The sequence below is a fragment of the Sabulicella rubraurantiaca genome (genome assembly GCF_017355885.1).
In the GTDB taxonomy this organism is placed as follows: Bacteria; Pseudomonadota; Alphaproteobacteria; order Acetobacterales; family Acetobacteraceae; genus Roseococcus; species Roseococcus rubraurantiacus.
Genome location: NZ_JAFEUU010000015.1, coordinates 20,888 through 38,162, shown reverse-complemented (window position 1 = coordinate 38,162; position 17,275 = coordinate 20,888). Strand labels below are relative to the sequence as shown.

19 protein-coding genes are annotated in these 17,275 nt (G+C 69.5%); 7 read left to right on the top strand and 12 right to left on the bottom strand.

Annotated features, from left to right (window positions below):
- Positions 1–11 precede the first annotated feature (11 nt).
- The 4 genes from JTJ31_RS25080 to JTJ31_RS19930 are packed head-to-tail and all read right to left on the bottom strand — an operon-like array spanning position 12 to position 3,506.
- Positions 12–455: a MaoC family dehydratase gene (locus JTJ31_RS25080; RefSeq protein ID WP_328805782.1), complete on the bottom strand. Its 444-nt coding sequence runs from the start codon at positions 453–455 to the stop codon at positions 12–14.
- Entirely contained in the window at positions 452–1,597 is a 1,146-nt protein-coding gene (locus tag JTJ31_RS19940; protein WP_207540499.1) for an NAD(P)/FAD-dependent oxidoreductase, read from the bottom strand. Before JTJ31_RS19940 ends, JTJ31_RS25080 begins: the two co-directional genes overlap by 4 nt.
- A 16-nt stretch (positions 1,598–1,613) precedes the next feature.
- Positions 1,614–2,846, bottom strand: a complete 1,233-nt coding sequence (locus JTJ31_RS19935) for an NAD(P)-binding domain-containing protein (protein ID WP_207540498.1) — start codon at positions 2,844–2,846, stop codon at positions 1,614–1,616.
- 60 nt (positions 2,847–2,906) lie between these two features.
- Entirely contained in the window at positions 2,907–3,506 is a 600-nt protein-coding gene (locus JTJ31_RS19930) for an OsmC family protein (protein ID WP_207540497.1), read from the bottom strand.
- Between the two features lie 469 nt (positions 3,507–3,975).
- Here JTJ31_RS19930 and JTJ31_RS19925 point away from each other — a divergent pair, with 469 nt between their 5' ends.
- The 7 genes from JTJ31_RS19925 (at position 3,976) to JTJ31_RS19895 (ending at position 10,770) form a co-directional block, all read left to right on the top strand.
- Positions 3,976–4,836, top strand: a complete 861-nt coding sequence (locus tag JTJ31_RS19925) for a MurR/RpiR family transcriptional regulator (protein WP_207540496.1) — start codon at positions 3,976–3,978, stop codon at positions 4,834–4,836.
- Entirely contained in the window at positions 4,833–6,194 is a 1,362-nt protein-coding gene (locus JTJ31_RS19920) for an aspartate aminotransferase family protein (protein ID WP_207540495.1), read from the top strand. The genes JTJ31_RS19925 and JTJ31_RS19920 overlap by 4 nt, the downstream gene beginning before the upstream one ends.
- Before the next feature lie 25 nt (positions 6,195–6,219).
- Positions 6,220–7,239, top strand: coding sequence for an amino acid ABC transporter substrate-binding protein (locus JTJ31_RS19915; RefSeq protein WP_207540494.1), 1,020 nt, complete (start codon positions 6,220–6,222; stop codon positions 7,237–7,239).
- A gap of 40 nt (positions 7,240–7,279) precedes the next feature.
- Entirely contained in the window at positions 7,280–8,236 is a 957-nt protein-coding gene (locus tag JTJ31_RS19910) for a Bug family tripartite tricarboxylate transporter substrate binding protein (protein WP_207540493.1), read from the top strand.
- A complete protein-coding gene (locus tag JTJ31_RS19905) occupies positions 8,236–9,705 on the top strand; it encodes a M81 family metallopeptidase (protein WP_207540492.1) in 1,470 nt (489 codons plus the stop codon). Before JTJ31_RS19910 ends, JTJ31_RS19905 begins: the two co-directional genes overlap by 1 nt.
- Before the next feature lie 93 nt (positions 9,706–9,798).
- Positions 9,799–10,389, top strand: a complete 591-nt coding sequence (locus JTJ31_RS19900) for a GNAT family N-acetyltransferase (protein ID WP_207540491.1) — start codon at positions 9,799–9,801, stop codon at positions 10,387–10,389.
- A 33-nt stretch (positions 10,390–10,422) separates the two neighbouring features.
- The gene (locus tag JTJ31_RS19895; RefSeq protein WP_207540490.1) at positions 10,423–10,770 is read left to right on the top strand and encodes an antibiotic biosynthesis monooxygenase family protein; all 348 of its coding nucleotides are present in this window, start codon (positions 10,423–10,425) and stop codon (positions 10,768–10,770) included.
- A 290-nt stretch (positions 10,771–11,060) separates the two neighbouring features.
- Here JTJ31_RS19895 and JTJ31_RS19890 read toward each other — a convergent pair whose 3' ends face one another.
- From JTJ31_RS19890 to JTJ31_RS19855, 8 genes are read right to left on the bottom strand one after another with little or no spacing between them, the layout of a single operon-like run.
- Positions 11,061–12,344, bottom strand: coding sequence for an NAD(P)/FAD-dependent oxidoreductase (locus tag JTJ31_RS19890; protein ID WP_207540489.1), 1,284 nt, complete (start codon positions 12,342–12,344; stop codon positions 11,061–11,063).
- Positions 12,341–12,619, bottom strand: coding sequence for a c-type cytochrome (locus tag JTJ31_RS19885; RefSeq protein ID WP_207540488.1), 279 nt, complete (start codon positions 12,617–12,619; stop codon positions 12,341–12,343). Before JTJ31_RS19885 ends, JTJ31_RS19890 begins: the two co-directional genes overlap by 4 nt.
- A complete protein-coding gene (gene soxA, locus JTJ31_RS19880) occupies positions 12,616–13,353 on the bottom strand; it encodes a sulfur oxidation c-type cytochrome SoxA (RefSeq protein ID WP_207540487.1) in 738 nt (245 codons plus the stop codon). Before soxA ends, JTJ31_RS19885 begins: the two co-directional genes overlap by 4 nt.
- Positions 13,350–13,679, bottom strand: coding sequence for a thiosulfate oxidation carrier complex protein SoxZ (locus JTJ31_RS19875; protein WP_328805781.1), 330 nt, complete (start codon positions 13,677–13,679; stop codon positions 13,350–13,352). The genes soxA and JTJ31_RS19875 overlap by 4 nt, the downstream gene beginning before the upstream one ends.
- Positions 13,680–13,681: 2 nt before the next feature.
- Positions 13,682–14,119 (bottom strand): thiosulfate oxidation carrier protein SoxY, encoded by a 438-nt coding sequence (locus JTJ31_RS19870; protein ID WP_207540486.1) that lies wholly within the window; start codon positions 14,117–14,119, stop codon positions 13,682–13,684.
- Positions 14,119–14,544, bottom strand: a complete 426-nt coding sequence (gene soxX / locus JTJ31_RS19865; protein ID WP_207540485.1) for a sulfur oxidation c-type cytochrome SoxX — start codon at positions 14,542–14,544, stop codon at positions 14,119–14,121. Before soxX ends, JTJ31_RS19870 begins: the two co-directional genes overlap by 1 nt.
- Positions 14,545–14,563: 19 nt before the next feature.
- On the bottom strand, positions 14,564–16,741 hold the full coding sequence (locus JTJ31_RS19860) for a xanthine dehydrogenase family protein molybdopterin-binding subunit (protein ID WP_207540484.1): 2,178 nt from the start codon (positions 16,739–16,741) through the stop codon (positions 14,564–14,566).
- A 14-nt stretch (positions 16,742–16,755) separates the two neighbouring features.
- Positions 16,756–17,217, bottom strand: a complete 462-nt coding sequence (locus JTJ31_RS19855) for a (2Fe-2S)-binding protein (protein WP_207540483.1) — start codon at positions 17,215–17,217, stop codon at positions 16,756–16,758.
- Between the last annotated feature and the right edge of the window lie 58 nt (positions 17,218–17,275).

Genomic DNA, 17,275 nt, shown 5'->3' with positions numbered 1-17,275 from the left:
CGCGCCGGACATCAAGCCGGGCCACGCAGCGGCGCGGTCCATGTCACAGCAGTTCCGGTCAGGCAGTCCTCGCCTGCCGCGTTGCGCACGGTGGTGGTGAGCGTGCAGATGGGCTTGTCGTCGCGCACGGAGACCACCTCGACGCGCGCGATGATCTCTTCGCCGACCTTCACCGCCTTCACGAAGCGCCATTCCACCCCGAGGAACACCGTGCCCGGGCCTGGCAGATCCTCCGCCACGACGGCATTGAGCAGGCCGGACGTGACGCCACCTTGCACGATCAGCCCGCCGAAGGGCGAGGCGGAAGCGAGTTTCGCGTCGTAGTGCAGCGGATTTCGGTCGCCGGTCATGGCAGTGAAGGCCTCGACGTCCGCCATCGAGGTGCGGCGTCTCCGCTCGGCTGCCTGGCCGGGACGCGGCTTGCCGGAGAGGGTGCGAGCCCAGGGGTCGCTCACGACACCGCCTCCTCGGCCAGGGCGGCGAACTCGCGCTTCATCGCCCCGTTCAGTTCGAGGTGCAGTGCCTTCGCCTCTTCGAGCGTCCAGGCATAGCCCGCGATCTCGTCGGTCACGCGGAACAGCGGCAGGGAGAGTTCGTCGCGACGAGCGGCGAACCGGGTGAAGGCGGCGGAGGTGCCTACGGTGGCGGCGTCGGCAAGCAGCGCGGCATCGCGAAGCGCGTCGGTGATGCCGTGCGCGGTAATCGGATCCTTGAAGTATCCAGCATCGCCGATGAGCGCCCAGCCAGGGCCCGCAGCCTGACGCAGAAAGCCCTTGCGGCCAGCGAAGGCCAACAGTTCACCATCGGGCACCGCATTGCCGAGCGTCGCCGCAAGATCGGGGAAGTCCTCCCGCAGCATGCGGCGCAGGGCAGCCAGCCTGTCCCCCCGCAGTTCCGCCTTGAAGCGGGCCTGCGGCACCGAGACGAAGACGACATGCCGCCCCGCATTGGTGGGGATGCAGCCCGCGCCAGCGCCGGGAGCGTAGTGCCAATGCGTGCCCGTGTCCGGCATCCCGCGAAAATATCCATAGAGGCAGGTGGCCGCGTGGCGCGCCTCTTCCTGCACGACCGCGCCGGCCAGACGCGCGACGGTGGAGCCGACGCCGTCGGCGCCGACGACGAGATCGGCGGTGATGGCATGCTCCCGCCCCGTCTCGTCCAGCGCGACCACGCCCGCGACGCGGCCGCCCTGGTCGTGCCGCAGGGCAGTGACCGTATAATTGTGGCGGATCTCCGCGCCCGCCTCCCAGGCGGCGTCCACCAGGGCGCTGTCGAGGAGCGTACGGCGGGGCGCATAGAGCGCATCCACCCCCTCGCCGGGGCGGAGGTCGACCGGGACCTCCTCCGCCCCGTAGTGGAAGGTGACACGGCGGATCGCGGGCGTACCGGCCTCGACCAAGCGCTGCAGCACACCCCAGCGGGAGAGCAACAGCACCGCCCCGCGCATCAGCGCATGGGTGGACAGCGTGTCGCTGCCATAGGCGCCGCGGTCGAGGGCGAGCACGCGCATCCCTTGCCGCGCCATCAGCGTGGCGACGGCGGCGCCCGCGCATCGAGCACCGACGATGACAGCATCGAAGCGTTTGGTCGGCTGCATGACAGGTCTCCCTGACTCAGGCCGCGGCGCGGCCACGGATTTCGAGGTGGGCGGAAACCTCCTGGGCGAGCGCCTCGGCATCTGCGCCGACACCGTCGAGGAAGTTCGAGTTGCGCCGGCGCAGAAAGCGCAGGCCGAGAACGTAGAGGCCCGGATAGGGGGTGACGCCGCCGACGTGGTGGATCTCGCCCACGGCATCGAGCACGGGCAGGCGCAGCCAAACGTAATCACGTCGGAATCCGGTGGCCCAGACGACGGTGCGGATGCCTGCCGCCGCGAGGTCGATGACTGGTGGGCTGGGGGCGAAGGATGCGAGCGGCGCGGGCGGTTCCTCCTGGGGTGCGCCCTCTGCGTCAGCGACGGCGCCGAGGCGGGCGAGCAGCCGGTCCAGCGTGCGCTGCGCAATAGCTGTGGTCTGCGGCAGATCGTCGCGCAGCGCCACGCGCCCGCCGGAGATCGCATCCACCCGCCCGACGATGCGCACTCCGGCAGCGCGCAGCGTGCCGAGGTCAAGGCTTGAGTGGTCAGGCCGCCCGACCAGCTGCAGCGAGGGCTGGCCCCGCGCGGCAGCGGGGTCGCGCAGCCGGTCCACCGGGTCGGCGAGCACGCCCGCGCGCGCCATCCAGTCGAGGATGTCGCGCCCACGCCAGCGCCGCGGCAACCGCGTGTGACTCCCCACCGCGAGGGTGACGGGTCGGCCGGAGCGATGGATCTCCTCCGCGATCTGGATGCCCGAGGCGGAGGCGCCGACCACGAGCACGCCGCCCTCCGGTAGCAGGGACGGATTGCGGTAGCTGGAAGGCGTGACCTGCCGGATTTCCGCCGGCAGTTCGGCCGCCATGGCGGGGATGTGTGGCACGTCGCATTGACCCGTCGCGATGACGACGGCGCGCGCCGCGAAAATGCCCGCGGTCGTCTCCAGCCGGAAGCAACCCGGGGCACCATGCAGCGCGCACACCGCGGCGCCGGGGACCACCGGCGCACGGGTGGCATAGCCGTCCAGATAGGCGATGACCTCTGGCATGGTCATGAAGCCGTCCGGGTCGGGGCCCAGGTACGACCAGCCGGGCAGCCGACTCATCCAGTTCGGGGTCAGAAGGCGGAGGCTGTCCCAGCGCTCGGAGCGCCAGCGTTCTGCGACCCGGCCGCGCTCAAGCACCAGATGCCCGATGCCCCGCGCCGCCAGACAATGGCTCATGGCAAGCCCGGCCTGGCCGGCGCCGATGATGATGGCGTCCGTGATCCGCATGGCATCCTCCGCTGGGCGACAGGCCGACGGCGAGGGGGAGCGCCGCCGGCCCTGGTCGGGTCAGGTCTCCACTGCGATGGAAACCGGCACGCCGTTGGTCAGCATGTCGAAGACGGCCGAACGCGCCTGCGACTGCGCGACGAGTGCCTTCAGTGCCTCCGCTGGCGCGTCGCCTGTGACCTTGAAGGTCACGCGGATGTCGTTGAAGCCGTTCCGTACATCGGGCGACAGGCCGAGAATTCCCTGCATATCAATGTCGCCCTCGACGAAGGCCTCGACCGAATGCAGCTTCACCCCGCGCACCGCGGCGATGTTGGCGATGCCGGCGGTCAGGCAGCCGGCGAGGCCGTGCAGGATCCACTCGACCGGCGTCGGACCCTCATCCTCGCCGCAGACGACGGCAGGATGGTCGCTATGCGCCATGGTCGCGAACTTGTGCGCGTGCTCCCCACCCGCGCCGGAGAAGCCGAGCATGGTGCCTTGCATATGCGTGCCGGATTTCCACTGCCCGTGGGCACGGAACTGGAACTTGGCGAGCGCTGGCTGGCTGGCGACCACCCCGATGGTGGCGAGCAACGCAGGCGTGTTCACGCCGTTCAGCGGCGGCTTCTCCTTCTTGGCGGCGGGGACGGGGGCCTCGGCGGTGGTGACGGCGCTCATGGTGCTTCTCCTCGTTCTGGCCGGCGAGGCCGGCGCGTGGTGGCTGGCGGTCAGTCCGCACGTCCCGCGGGCGCCGGGCGGATGGCCCGTCAGGTGACGATCCGGTGGACGTGGAAGCACCCTAGGCAGGCGCCGCAGGCCGCGCTTGGAGAAGTCCTTGCGGAAGTCTTGAGATGTGGTTGGTATGTCGGCCTGCTCCGCCAGCAGCCGCACGATGCGGGCTGGCTCGCCGAGAAAGAGCCCGTCCCAAAGTGGCTTGATCCCCTCCGGGCCCTGATGCGCCGAGCGCCCAGTGCCGAGCGCAGCCTCTGGCTGGTTTGAGCTCGGCCTTAAGAGCGCCGGACGAAGCCTCCGCTGGCCGCAGGCAGCTCAGTTTTGCGTGCATCCGCTGCTTCTTGGCGAGTGCAAGACGCGCCCGCATAATGAAACAAGTGTTGCGTCATAATCTGATACATGGAACAATCGGCTCATGGCCGAGATGCCGCCCCTCGACGCGCTCCGACGCGCCCTGCCCGGCCTTCCGCCGCGCCTGCAGGAAGTCGGGCGTTTCGTCGCGCAGCACGACTTCGACGCCGCGACGCGCTCGATGCGCGACCTTGCCGCGGCGGCCGGCGCCACTCCGGCTGCCTTCACGCGGCTTGCGCAGGCGCTCGGCTACCGCGGCTGGGACGAGCTGCGCGACGCCTTGATCGAGGCGCGCCGCCCGGCCGAGGTCGCGCCCTTCTCGACACGCGTCCGGCGACCGGGCTCGTCCGAGGACCTTCCGGCTGGCCTACTCGCGGCCGATGCGGCCGCTCTCCGTGCCCTGGACCCAGCGCCGGTCGCCGCGGCGGCGCGCGCGCTGCACCGCGCGCCACGGGTCTGGGTCGGCGGTTTCCGCTCCTGCCGCGGCATCGCAACGGTCCTGCACTACCAGCTCCGCCTGTTCCGCGCAGCCGAGGTGCGGCTGGTTGGCGGTGCGGGGCCTGAGGACCTCGACCTCGGCTCCTTCGCGCCGGGCGATGCCGTCGTGCTCCTCGGCTTCGCGCCGTATTCGCGCCTGAGCGTGCTCGCCGCCCGCGCCGCGGTCACCGCCGACTGCACCCTGATCGCCCTCGCCGACGCACCCACTGCCCCGATGGCCGAGGGCGCGGCGCATCTGCTGCTGTTCGATGCCGCGACCGGGCCAGGCTTCTTCCCGAGCCTTACCGGTGCGCTGGCCACCGCCCAGGCGTTGGCAGCCGCAACCTTCGCCCTCGGCGGCGAGCCCGCCTTGGTCCGCCTGCGCGAGACCGAGGCCCGCCTCGCCGCGCTTTCCGAATACGTCCCCGAACGGGAGAAGCCACGATGACTCACCTGGCCCCGCCGCGCCGCACGCGCGTTCTGCACCGCTCCTCCCGCGAGACGCCGCCCCTGGCCGTGGGCGGGCACGGCGTCTGGATCGTCGAGGCTGGCGGGCGCGAGGTGCTGGACGCCTCGGGCGGCGCCGCCGTCTCCTGCCTCGGCCACCAGCACCCACGCGTCGTGGAGGCGGTACAGCGCCAGGCGGGGCAACTCTGCTACGCCCATACCTCCTTCTTCTCGAATGCGCCCGCCGAGGCGCTGGCCGAGGAGCTGGTCGGTCACGAGCCCGGCGGTCTGGCGCAGGCCTATTTCGTCGCCGGCGGGTCGGAGGCGGTGGAGGCGGCGCTGAAGCTCGCCCGGCAGTACTTCATCGAGATCGGCCAGCCCAGGCGTACGCGCTTCATCGCGCGGCGTCAGAGCTACCATGGCAACACGCTCGGCGCGCTGTCCGCCGGCGGCAATGCGTGGCGGCGCGCCCCCTACGCCCCGCTCCTCTCCGATGCCTTCAGCCATGTGACACCGGCCTTCGCCTATCGCGAGATGCGTGAGGATGAGGATGAGGCCGCCTTCACCGCCCGCCTCGCCGCAGAGCTTGAGGCAGAGTTCCAGCGCCTCGGCCCCGATAATGTCGCTGCCTTCGTGGCAGAGCCGGTGGTAGGCGCCACCGCGGGCTGCGTGCCGGCGCCCGCCGGCTATTTCCGTGCGGTGCGCGAGATCTGCGACCGCCACGGCGCGCTGCTGATTCTGGACGAGGTGATGAGCGGCATGGGTCGCACCGGCACCCTCCATGCCTGGGAGCAGGAGGGTATCGCACCCGACCTCCAGGCGATCGCGAAGGGCCTTGGCGGCGGTTACCAATCGATCGGCGCCGTGCTTGTCTCCGGCGCGATCGTCGATGCGGTCGAGCAGGGCAGCGGCGCCTTCCAGCACGGCCACACCTATCTTGCCCATCCGGTCGCTTGCGCCGCCGCGCTGGAAGTCCAGCGCACCATCCGCGAGGAGAATCTGCTCGCCAACGTCGTCGCGATGGGACAGCGACTGGAGCGGCGCCTGACGGAGCGCTTCGGCAACCACCACCATGTCGGCGACATCCGCGGCCGGGGCCTGTTCCGCGCGGTCGAGCTGGTCGCCGACCGCACGACCAAGGATCCCTTCGACCCGGCGCTGAAGCTGCATGCGCGGGTCAAGGCGGAAGCCTTCGCGCGGGGCCTGGCCTGCTATCCTGCGGGAGGCACGGCGGATGGCCGCCGGGGCGACCACGTGCTGCTCGCGCCGCCCTATATTGTCGCCCCACATGAGGTGGACCTGATCGTCGAACGCCTGGGCGAGGCGGTGGACGCGGCCATCGCCGGACTGCCCCGCTAGCGCCCTGACCTTTCGGAGAGACATCATGAAGCGACTTCTTCTTGCCGCCGTTGCCGCGATCGGCCTCTCAGCCGCCGCATCCCCCTCGGGTGCGGCGACCCTCGACACCGTTCGCCAGCGCGGCACGCTCGCCTGCGGCGTCTCCACGGGCTTCGCCGGCTTCTCGGCGGCCGACAGCCGCGGCGAGGTCCGTGGCCTCGACGCCGATTACTGCCGTGCTCTTGCAGCAGCAATCTTCGGCGACGCCACGAAGGTGCGCTTCGTCCAGCTGACGGCGCAGAACCGCTTCACGGCGCTGCAGGCGGGCGAGATCGACGTGTTGTTCCGCAACTCCACCCAGACCTTCCTGCGCGATGCGTCGATCGGCCTGAACCAGGGGCCGGTGAACTTCTATGACGGCCAGGGCTTCGCCGTGCGGCGCGACGCCAATGTGCGCGACGTGAACGGCCTCGACGGCGCATCGGTCTGCGTCGCCCAGGGCACGACGCATGAAGTGACACTCGGCGACGTGGCCCGCGCCCGCCGCATCAGATTCCAGCCCGTGGTGTTCGAGCGGGTGGACACGATGTACCAGGCCTTCTTCGCCGGCCGCTGCGACGCGATGACGCAGGATGCGTCGGCGCTTGCAGGCGCGCTGTCGACCGCCGCGCAGAACGCAAACGACTACGTCATCCTCCCCGAGACGATCAGCAAGGAACCGCTCGGGCCCTTCACCCGCAACGGTGATGACGAGTGGTCCAACATCGTCGCCTGGCTGCATTACGGCCTGGTCGAGGCCGAGGAAGCCGGCGTGACCGCAGCCAATGCCGACGAGATGGCGCGCGGAACGAACCCCGTCGCGCAGCGGCTGCTGGGCAGCACGGGCGAGTTTGGCGCCCGCCTGCGCCTCGATAACCGCTGGATGCTGAACGCCATCAAGGCCGTCGGCAATTACGGCGAGGTCTTCGAGCGCAATGTCGGGCAGGCCAGCGCCCTGAGGCTGCAACGGGGCCCGAACGCCCTCTGGAACCGCGGCGGGCTGATGTACGCCATCCCCTTCCGGTGAGTGGCCTGCGCACCGCCCCCGCACTCCAAGGATGCCCCCGATGATTCCACGCCGTACCTTCGCCGCGGCCACCATGCTCCTGCCTCGGCTGGTCCAGGCTCAGCCCAGCCGTCCGGTCTCCTTCGTCGTTGGCTTCGTGCCCGGCGGAGGCACCGACGCCGTGGCCCGGATCGTCACCCCACCGATGGCCGCTGCGCTCGGCCAGAACGTCGTCGTGGATAATCGCCCGGGCGCCAACGGCAACATCAGCGTCGAGCTCGTCCTCCGCGCTCCGGCCGATGGCGATACCGTGCTGCTCGGGACGTTCGGCATGATGGCGGTGAATCCGACCCTCTACCCCCGCCTGCCCTTCGATCCCGGGCGGGATCTTGCGGCCGTCGCCCCGCTCGCCGACGTGCTCAACGTCCTCGTCGTGCCTGGTAACTCGCCATACCGGACCGTGGCTGACCTGATCGCGGATGCTCGCCGCAAGGGCGCCGGCGGACTCTCCTACGGTTCCACCGGCGCTGGCGGCCCGAGCCATCTTGGGGTCGTACTGCTGGACCAGATGGCAGGCATTTCCACCGTCCACATCCCCTACCGTGGCGGCGGGCCGCTCAACACCGACCTCCTGGCCAACCGCCTGGATTTCGCCCTTAGCACGGGCCCCTCCGTCGCGCCCTTCGTCGCCTCGGGGCAGATGCGCGCCCTCGCCATCGGTTCCTCCGAGCGTTCCCCGCTGATGCCGGAAGTCCCGAGCATCGCCGAAACGATCCCGGGCTATGACGTTCGCAACTGGTACGGCCTCTTCGTCCGTGCCGGGACGCCGCGCCCGCGCATCGCGCAGCTTCATGATGCCGTTGCTGCTGCGCTTCGCGACCCAGCCGTCCTCGCGGCCTACCGCCAGCAGGGCCTCGCCGCGATGGCGGGGTCACCGGAAGAATTCGGGGCTTTTGTTGCCGCCGAGCGGGTGAAATGGGCACCTCTCGTCCGCGCCTCCGGTGCGACACCCGACTGATGCGTATCGCCATCGCAGGGCTCTCGCTTGAATCCGCCTCCTTCCTGCCGGAGGTCCTGACCGTCGCGGATTTCCGCGCCACTGAGGTCGAGGGCCCAACCCTGGTGGAGCGCTATCGCGGCAGCAACACCGCCCTTGGCGGCTTCCTGGCGGTGCTGGAAGCCGAGGGCGCCGATATCGTCCCCCTGCTCTATGCGGAAGGTGGCGCCGCGGGCTGCGCCGAGGACGCCGCCTTCATCCACTACGCCGACCGCATCGTCGCATCCCTCGCGGCGGTGCTGCCGGTGGATGGCGTCCTACTTCACCTGCATGGCGCCTTCGCAACGCCGACCCGCCTTGATCCCGACCGCGAGTTGACGGAGCGCGTACGCGCCATCGTTGGCCGGTCCGTGCCCGTGATCCTCGCCCTCGACTATCACGGAAATCTCGACGACTCGCTTTCAGCCGTCGCCGATGGCGTCTTCGGCTATCGCCTCTCGCCCCATACCGACCAGGGCGAGACGGGAGAGCGCGCCGCGCGATGCATGGTCCGCACGGTCCGAGGAGAGATCCGCCCCGTCACTGCCATCGTCAAGCCGGGCGTCATGGTGCCGAGCATCGCCAGCGCGACGGCGCTCCGCCCCCTGGCTGACCTCGTCGCAGCCGCGGCCGCCGCAGGACGCGACGACGGGCCGGTCCTCGACGTCTCGCTCTTTGCGGGCTTCTCCTACGCCGACGTCCCGAATTGCGGCTTCTCCATCGTCGCCGTAGCGGATGGCGATCGTGCAGCCGCAGAAGCAGCGGCACGTGCGCTTTCGGACCGCGTCTGGGCCGCTCGCCGCGACCTCCTGCCGCGCACGCTCTGGACCGATCTCGACGCTGGTGTGACGGAGGCCATGAACCTGGCTGTCCACGCCACCCGTCCCGTCGTGCTGCTTGAGCATGCCGACCGGGCGAATGACAGCACCTACGTCCTTCGCGCCCTTCTCGAGCGCGGCGCCACGCGTGCCGCGGTACCCTTCCTCTGGGACCCGGAGGCCGCGGCGCAGGCGGCTTCCGCCGGCGTCGGAGCCACCGTGACCGTCCGTGCCGGCGGCAAGTCCTCACCGCAGGCAGGCGGCCCGGTCGAACTGAACGGCGAGGTGCTCTTCGCGGGCGAGAAGAGCTTCAAGGTCTCTGGCGCGTACTCGCGCGGCAAGCACGTCGATCTTGGCACGACGGCGCTGCTCCGGGTTGGCGGAATCATTGTCAGCCTCGTCAGCATTCCCGCCTTCGGCGTGGACGAGGACCCGTTCCGCATCTTCGGGCTGGACCCGATGGATTTCCGCCTCGTCGTGCTTCGATCCAAGACGCACTTCCGCGCGGCGTGGGAGACACTGGCTGAGCGCATCATCATCGTGGATACGCCGGATTGGGGACCAGCCGACCTGACAACCCTTCCCTTCCGCCGCGTCCCGGTGGAGCAGACTTTCCCGTTCAACGAGGGCTGAGCTTATGCCCTGGAAGTCTTGTCCGCGCATGCTTGGCTAGCCCCTGCGCCTCCCGCTGACACCGGGGCTCTTGTTGAGAAGGGAACAAGATCGATGGCGCTCGAACCCGTCACCCTCACGGGGCAGCATGTGGAACTCGTCCCCTTGTCGCAGGACCATCGCGACGCTCTCGCGGAGGCCGTGCGAGACGGCGAACTCTGGCGGCTGTGGTATACGGCCATCCCCTCTCCGGAGGCGATGGAAGCCGAGATCGACCGCCGCCTGGGTCTCCAGGCAGCGCGCTCCATGCTTCCCTTCACGGTCCTTGACGGCCCGGGCGGGCGGCCCGTGGGCATGACCACCTACATGAATATCGACGCCGCCGGACCGCGCGTGGAGATCGGCTCGACCTGGTATGCCGCTCGCGTCCAGCGCACCCTGCTCAACACCGAAGCCAAGCTCCTGCTGCTGGCGCACACCTTCGACCGGCTCGGCTGCCTCGCCGTCGAGTTCCGCACGCATTTCATGAACCACGCGAGCTGCCGCGCCATCGAGCGCCTCGGCGCCAAGCTTGATGGCGTGCGGCGCCATCACCAATGCATGAAGGACGGCACGCTCCGCGACAGCTGCGTCTACAGCGTCACCACCCCCGAATGGCCCACTATACGCTCGCACCTGACCTGGCAGCTCGCGAAGCCACGGTGATACCAACCAGAGGGCATGGAGGGAGGAAGCGCCATGATCGCCGTCATCTTCGAAGTCGAACCCGCTGAGGGACGCTTCGACGAGTATCTGGACCACGCCGCCCGGCTGAGGCCAGCGCTGGAGAAGATGCCCGGATTTATCTCGGTTGAGCGTTTCCGCAGCCTGACCAACCCACAGAAGCTGCTGAGCCTCTCCTTCTGGGAGAACGAGGAGGCGGTCGCGGGTTGGCGCTGCCATGCCGGGCACCGCGCCTCGCAAGCCGCGGGCCGCGACGGGATCTTCGCCGGCTACCGGCTGAGGGTGGCGGCGGTGATGCGCGACTACGGCTTGGCCGAGCGGCGGGAGCAGGTGCCCGACGACAGTCTTGCCCTGTTCGGTTAGTGCCGTGATCGCAGGGATCAGTGTCCCGGTGCAATTTTCGAAAGACAGCTGACCCGATAGTTCTCTTCTCCGAGGCGAGCAATTCGGGATGCGCAATGGACATGTCGGCGACACGAACGGCATGCAGCGGTCCAGCGCGGAGTTTATCGGGCAGGCGGATGATGCATCCGGCAACGACGTCAAAATCGGCAGCGAGATAGCGCCCTTCAGTCACCGGACGCGGGTATTGCGAGCAGGCTTTCGGACCACCTGCCAGCGCGGCTCATCGTGCAGATCCAGTGCGGGCCCTGTCAGCCAAAGATGTCACGGGTCATGCTGGCGTACCAGCCATCGGCATGCAGGGCCTCCAGCCGCCGCTGCTCCGGTATGTTGCCGCGGGGGGAGGTGCCCCCCGAGCCCGGAACCTCTTGGAAGCTGCGGCTTTCCGCGTCCGCGCGGAAGATGTTCGCCACCGAGATCGCGTAGTCCGGCCCGACATGCGAGTAGCAGGTGTTGACAAAGATCGGCTCTGGCGGCGCCTCTCCGCGCAGCAGGGCAGCGGCCGCAGCCACCGCGGCCTTGGCCTCGGAGTTGGCAAGGAAGCCGGACTTCGGCATGGGGCCGGGGAACATCGCGTCTCCTACCACGTGAACGCCGGGCTCGGTACGTGACTCCAGCGTCTGCGGGTTGACGGGCACCCAGCCCGTGCGCCCGGCTAGCCCGGCGTCGGTCACGATGGAAGCGGCCGACTGCGGCGGTATGACGTTTGCCACGTCCACCCGGTGGCGGGTGCCGAACTCGGTTTCCAGAACCATGGCCCCGGGGTCCACTCGGACCACGCGCCCGTCATTCGTGGCGGAGATCCATTCGATCATGCCGGGATAGAGGGCTCGCCAAGCGTCCTGGAACAGCGCCTGCTTGGAAAAGGTGTCCTTCGCGTCGAGGGCGAGAATTTTGGAACGCGGCTTGTGCCTGGAGAGATAGCTGGCGATCAAGCTGATCCGCTCATAGGGACCGGGCGGACACCGATAGGGGTTCGCCGGAATGACGAGGCCGACGACGCCGCCATCCGGCATGGCTTCCAACTGCCGCCGCAGGAGCGCGATCTGCGCACCGTCAGCAGCGATCCAGGCGTGGGGCATCCGCTCCGCCGCGGCCTCGTCATAGCCCTCGATCGCGTTGTGACGCAGCGTAATGCCGGGGGAGAGGATCAGGCGGTCATAGGAGAGGGCTTCTCCGCCGCCGAGGCGCACGCTGCGCGCCACGGGGTCGTGGTGGAGGGCGCGATCGTGGATCACCCGCACGCCACGGGCGCGCAGGCCTTCGTATCCGTGGGTGATGTCAGCGAGGGCAAGATCACCTGCCAGGACACGGTTGGAATAGGGGCAGGTGATGTACCGCGTCTGCTGCTCCACCAGCGTCACGTCGAGCCATGGGTATTCGCGTCGCGCGTAGGATGCAGCTGTCGCGCCACCGAAGCCGCCCCCGATCACCAGCAACCGAGCCGCGCCCTGCGCGCGAACCAGCGCCGGCGCTGCGACGCTGGCGCTGGCGCTGGCGCTGAGGAGAGCGCGACGGGGAACAGGAACGGTCATCGCAGCTCTGAGAAATAGGCGATGGCAGCGGCAATTTCCGCTTCGGTGTAGCCCCTCGCGATCCGGTTCATGATGGTCGCTGGCCGCTCATTCGCGCGAAATGCGGCCATGGCGGCGGCAAGCTCCGCCGCGTCCCGGCCGGCGAGGGGCGGCACCGATCCGGATCCCGCGCCGCGTGGGCCGTGGCAAGCGACGCAGCCCTCGGCCACGTTGCTCGTGGGCTGCGCAGCAGCGGCGGTGGTGAGGAGAACAAGAGGCAGGATCGCGCGGATCATCGCCGCAGCCCGGGCGCTTCGACCGGGAGCCCGTTCGCGCGGCTGGCGAGGAACAGTTCAAGCGTGAGGTACTCCCGCGAGCCCAAGGGGAACTGTTCCGCCCTCACCCCGAGCGAGCATGCCCTGAGACGGCGGTGCAGCGAGCCCATCGTGTTCCACTCCAGCCGATAGGCCGGGTACCCGGTGCCGAGGCCGTTGGAGATCACATCGCCCCGTAGTCGCCGACCCGCATTGTTGTCGTGGCACTGGCCGCAGGACAGGTTCAACTGCCCTTGCCGCGTCTCGTAGAAGTGACGCCCCTCCTCCAGGAAGGCGGCGGCCGGTCCATCGGTCGCCACGGCGACAGGCATTCCGCGGGACTGCAGCGCTATGGCCGCCGCCAGGGCCAGCAGTGGCTCGCTTTCCCGGCCAAAGGCGGACTCCCCCTGGTGCTGCGTCCGGCATCGCTCGATCCGCCCCTCCAGGTCCAGCAGCGCGCCATCCGTGGCAACCAAGGGATAGCGCGCGGCCACCCCCGCCATGCCAGCAATGTTTCCGTGGCAGGCGGCGCAGGACGGCTCCCCCCTGCCCCACAATGCCTCACCCTCTTCAACCCAGAGCCAGCCGGGGTGGCGCGAAGGATCCTCCTGCGCTGCGCGGATCTCGGGCGAGAGATAATCCTGCGTCGGCCGGACATCCGCGGCCCCGAGAAGAAGGGCGAGAAGCGGCAGCAGCTTCCGCCAGCCGCGAGTCATGTTACGACCAAGCGCGCCTCGCGCCGGTAGATCGTCCCTCCATCCTCCTCCCAGGTGAAGACGAGGTCGCCCGTATCCGTGGCAATCGTCGTGAATTCCAGATAGGGGTTCGCGGCGATGCCGGGAGAAAGCGCCATGCGAAACACCTCCTCCCCGGAATAGGTGACACGCAACGTGTGGAGGATCTTCCGCGGCACCGGCGTCAGCCCCGGTGCGTCCACCGCGCGCTCCATCGGGTGGCGAACCAGGACGCGCACTGTCACCACCTCTCCCCGCTGTGCGGAAGGCGGAAGCGTGATCCGCGCGGTGATAGGAACCGGCTGCACGGCTATCCCGTCTCCACGCAAGCGCCGAGCACGACGATCACCTCGCGCGCGGCTCGGTGGACCGCGCCCTGGCTCGTCTCGGCGATCGCGACGATCGTCTGGCTGGTGGCCAAGCGGATGCGGGTGGCGACCTCAGCCCGCCCGGCTCGCGGCGTGAGCGAGAAGGTGGCGACAAGCGGAATAGGATTCTTCTCTGCCAGGATATGAATGGCGGTGATGTGGTTCTCGGCCGTCATGGGGCTGTTCACCCGGACCGAGAGGTCCACCGAGTTCCCGTTCTCCGACAGCGGCGGAATCTCCAAGGTGATTCCTTCCTCTGCCGGGATGCGGCCGGCGAGGATGGCGCTCGTCGCCGCAGCGAAGTCCTCCGCCGCCGAGCCGGGGACAGCGGCGGCCGCGAGGGGAACCGCCAGCACCGCACGACGGGACAGCGTCGTCATCACCTCGGGGCCTCCAGCGCGCTCAGATAGGCCACCACGTCCTCCACCTCCTGGGCTGTCAGGACCGGGTGGCCGCGGTATCGCGGGTCCACCCGCACCAGTCCTTCCGTGCGGTGATAAGCCGGCATGACCGCCTGCGGGTTCCACAATGTCGGGTCCACCACGCGAAGCCGGATCTGCCCCGGGCTCAGGCGTGACCCCACGCCCGCGAGCGGTGGCCCGATCTCCCCCATGAAGCGTTCGGCCGTGCCGGGGATGGAATGGCAGATCAGGCAATTCGCATTCTCCCGATTCCGAACCACCGCCTCGCCCCGCACCGGGTCGCCCAGCAGCCCATCCAGCGGCGCCTCGATGGCGTCCCCTGTCACCGTAAAGGGCGCCACCTGTCCCACCGCCAGGCCGGCGAGAAGGGTCAGGGCCAGCACGGGCGCGACCCCTCGCATTTCAGCCCGGTTGTCGAAGCTGATCCCCCAGTGGCATGTCGCGGATGCGGCGGCCGGTCGCGGCGAAGACCGCGTTCAGCACCGCTGGCGCCGCAACCATGATCGTCGGCTCGCCCACGCCGCCCCAGAAGCCTCCGGACGGCAGGATGATGGTCTCGACCTTCGGCATCTCGCCCAGGCGCATCACGTTGTAGGTGTCGAAGTTCGTCTGCTCGATCGCGCCGTCCTTCACCGTGCACGCGCCATACAGCATGGCGGAGAGGCCGTAGACGAATGAGCCTTCCACCTGCATCTCGATCTGGCGGGGGTTGACCGCGTGGCCACAATCCGTTGCCGCGACGATGCGATGCACCTTCAGCTCCCCGCGGTCGACCGAGACCTCGGCCGCGGCGGCGACATAGCTGCCGAAGCCCATCTGCTGCGCGATGCCGCGATGGATGCCGGCCGGCGCCGGCGTCCCCCAGCCGATCCGCTCCGCGACTGCGTTCAGCACGGCCAAGTGCTTCGGGTGGTTCGCCATTAGCGACCGGCGCAGCGCCAGTGGGTCCTGGTTGGTCGCATGCGCCACCTCGTCGAGGAAGCATTCGAGGTAGATGGCGTTCTGGTTGTGGTTCACGCCCCGCCAGAAGTGGGCGGGCACGTGCGGGTTCCGCATCGCGTGGTCAATCAGCAGATTGGGGAAGGTATAGCCGATGGCGCTTTCCGCGCCGCTGGGATTCAGCCCCTGGAACTGCACGGGGTCGCGCCCGTTCTGCAGGCCGCCCGGGAAGGCGGTGGCCAGGATGGACTGGCCGGAGATGCGCATGTGCAGCCCGACGATCCGGTTCTCCGCATCGAGGCCCGCGACGAGGCGGCACTTGGTGACAGGGTGGTAGCGCCCCTGCACCATGTCCTCCTCGCGCGTCCACATGGTCTTGATCGGCGTGCCCGGCACCTGCCGCGCGATCAGGACCGCATCCGCCAACCAGTCATGCACCGTGCGCCGGCCGAAGCCGCCGCCGAGGTCCACGCGGTGGATGTCGCAAGCCGTCTGCGGCAGGCCGGCCGCCTGCGCGGCGGCGGCCAGCGCGGCCTCGCCGTTCTGGGTCGGGCACCAGACATCGCAGCGCTCAGGAGTCCACACCACCGTCGCGTTCATCGGCTCCATCGGGGCGTGGTTCTGGTAGGGGTAGGAGTAGGTCGCCTCGATCCGACGGGTCGCGCCGGCGATGGCCGCCCGCGCATCGCCCTGCTGGTTGCCGATGAAGGCCTCGCGCGCCGTCAGCCCCTCATCCAGCATGGCGGAGATCGTCTCGGAGGAGACGCGGCTATTCTCGCCAGTGTCCCACTCCACCGGCAGAGCATCGAGCGCGGTCTTGGCCTGCCAGAAGGTGTCGGCGACCACCGCGACCGCGGAATCGCCCACCTTCAGGACGTGGCGCACGCCGGGCCGGCCGGACACTGCCGCCGCGTCGAAGGACCTCACCGTGCCACCGAAGACGGGGCAGCGCCGCGGCACCGCGACGAGCATGCCGGGCATCCGCAGGTCCTGGCCATAGACCTGCTTGCCGGTGGTCTTGTCTGCCGTGTCCAGGCGCGCGATCGGCCTGCCGATCACCGTCCACTGCCCCGGATCCTTCAGCAGCACGTCGGCCGGCGGCGTGAGGCGCGCGGCCTCCGCCACGACCTCGGCGTAGCGCAGCGTGCGCCCGCTGCCCGCATGGGTGATCACGCTGTCCTTTGCCGAGCACTCGGCGGCGGGCACGCCCCAGCGCGTGGCGGCGGCCTGGATCAGCATCATCCGCGCCGCGGCACCGCCCTTGCGCACGATCTCCTGGCTCGAGCGGATGCCCTGGCTGCCTGCGGTCAGGAAGTTGCCCCAGACCCGGCTCCGGGCGAGGCTCTGCCCCGGCGTGACGTATTCGGTCGAGAGCTTCGACCAGTCGCAGTGCATCTCCTCCGCGAACATTTGCGCGAGGCCCGTCCGGACACCCTGACCCATCTCGGTCTTCGCCATGCGAAGCACCACGCGGTCATCCGGGTGAACCACCACCCAGGCGTTCAGCTCGGGCGGGGATGCGGCGGACGCGCCCTGGGCCGCGGCCTGCCGCGAAGGCAGGTGGAACCCGAGCAGCACCGCGCCCGCAGCGCCCTTCAGAAGCCCCCGGCGGGAGGGGCGCAAGGCGTTCAGCGTCGTCATGGCGTGCCTCTCCCTCAACCCGAGATGCCGCCTTCGGCGGCTTGGCGGATGCCGGCGCGAACCCGGCTATAGGTGCCGCAGCGGCAGATATTCGTGACGGCCTCGTTGATCTCCTCATCGGTCGGGCGCGGCTTCTGGGTCAGCAGCGCGGCGGCAGCCATCAGCATGCCGGACTGGCAGAACCCGCATTGCGGCACGTCCAGCGCACGCCAGGCGACCTGGAGCGGATGGTTGCCGTCGGGCGAAAGCCCCTCGATCGTCACGATCTTCTGGCTTTCCTCCACCGCGGAGAGCGGGAGGGCACAGGAGCGGACGGCCTGCCCGTCAATATGGACGGTGCAGGCGCCGCACTGGGCGATGCCACAGCCATACTTCGTGCCGGTCAGCCCAACATGGTCGCGGATGGCCCAGAGCAGGGGGGTGTCCGGATCGGCATCCACCTGCACGCTTCGCCCGTTGACGTTTAGCGTCACCATCGTGAACTCCTCCCTCGTGCAGGCCCGAACCGCACCATGGCCGCAGTATCGCCAGGGC

Excerpts from the sequence above, each read along its gene's own strand:
- JTJ31_RS19860 (WP_207540484.1), bottom strand. The coding sequence starts at position 16,741 with ATGACGACGCTGAACGCCTTGCGCCCCTCCCGCCGGGGGCTTCTGAAG.
- JTJ31_RS19905 (WP_207540492.1), top strand. The coding sequence starts at position 8,236 with ATGCGTATCGCCATCGCAGGGCTCTCGCTTGAATCCGCCTCCTTCCTG.
- JTJ31_RS19915 (WP_207540494.1), top strand. The coding sequence starts at position 6,220 with ATGAAGCGACTTCTTCTTGCCGCCGTTGCCGCGATCGGCCTCTCAGCC.
- JTJ31_RS19900 (WP_207540491.1), top strand. The coding sequence starts at position 9,799 with ATGGCGCTCGAACCCGTCACCCTCACGGGGCAGCATGTGGAACTCGTC.
- JTJ31_RS19885 (WP_207540488.1), bottom strand. The coding sequence starts at position 12,619 with ATGATCCGCGCGATCCTGCCTCTTGTTCTCCTCACCACCGCCGCTGCT.
- JTJ31_RS19925 (WP_207540496.1), top strand. The coding sequence starts at position 3,976 with ATGGCCGAGATGCCGCCCCTCGACGCGCTCCGACGCGCCCTGCCCGGC.
- soxA (WP_207540487.1), bottom strand. The coding sequence starts at position 13,353 with ATGACTCGCGGCTGGCGGAAGCTGCTGCCGCTTCTCGCCCTTCTTCTC.
- JTJ31_RS19910 (WP_207540493.1), top strand. The coding sequence starts at position 7,280 with ATGATTCCACGCCGTACCTTCGCCGCGGCCACCATGCTCCTGCCTCGG.
- JTJ31_RS19930 (WP_207540497.1), bottom strand. The coding sequence starts at position 3,506 with ATGAGCGCCGTCACCACCGCCGAGGCCCCCGTCCCCGCCGCCAAGAAG.
- JTJ31_RS19895 (WP_207540490.1), top strand. The coding sequence starts at position 10,423 with ATGATCGCCGTCATCTTCGAAGTCGAACCCGCTGAGGGACGCTTCGAC.
- JTJ31_RS19935 (WP_207540498.1), bottom strand. The coding sequence starts at position 2,846 with ATGCGGATCACGGACGCCATCATCATCGGCGCCGGCCAGGCCGGGCTT.
- JTJ31_RS19870 (WP_207540486.1), bottom strand. The coding sequence starts at position 14,119 with ATGACGACGCTGTCCCGTCGTGCGGTGCTGGCGGTTCCCCTCGCGGCC.
- JTJ31_RS19855 (WP_207540483.1), bottom strand. The coding sequence starts at position 17,217 with ATGGTGACGCTAAACGTCAACGGGCGAAGCGTGCAGGTGGATGCCGAT.
- JTJ31_RS19940 (WP_207540499.1), bottom strand. The coding sequence starts at position 1,597 with ATGCAGCCGACCAAACGCTTCGATGCTGTCATCGTCGGTGCTCGATGC.
- JTJ31_RS19890 (WP_207540489.1), bottom strand. The coding sequence starts at position 12,344 with ATGACCGTTCCTGTTCCCCGTCGCGCTCTCCTCAGCGCCAGCGCCAGC.
- JTJ31_RS19920 (WP_207540495.1), top strand. The coding sequence starts at position 4,833 with ATGACTCACCTGGCCCCGCCGCGCCGCACGCGCGTTCTGCACCGCTCC.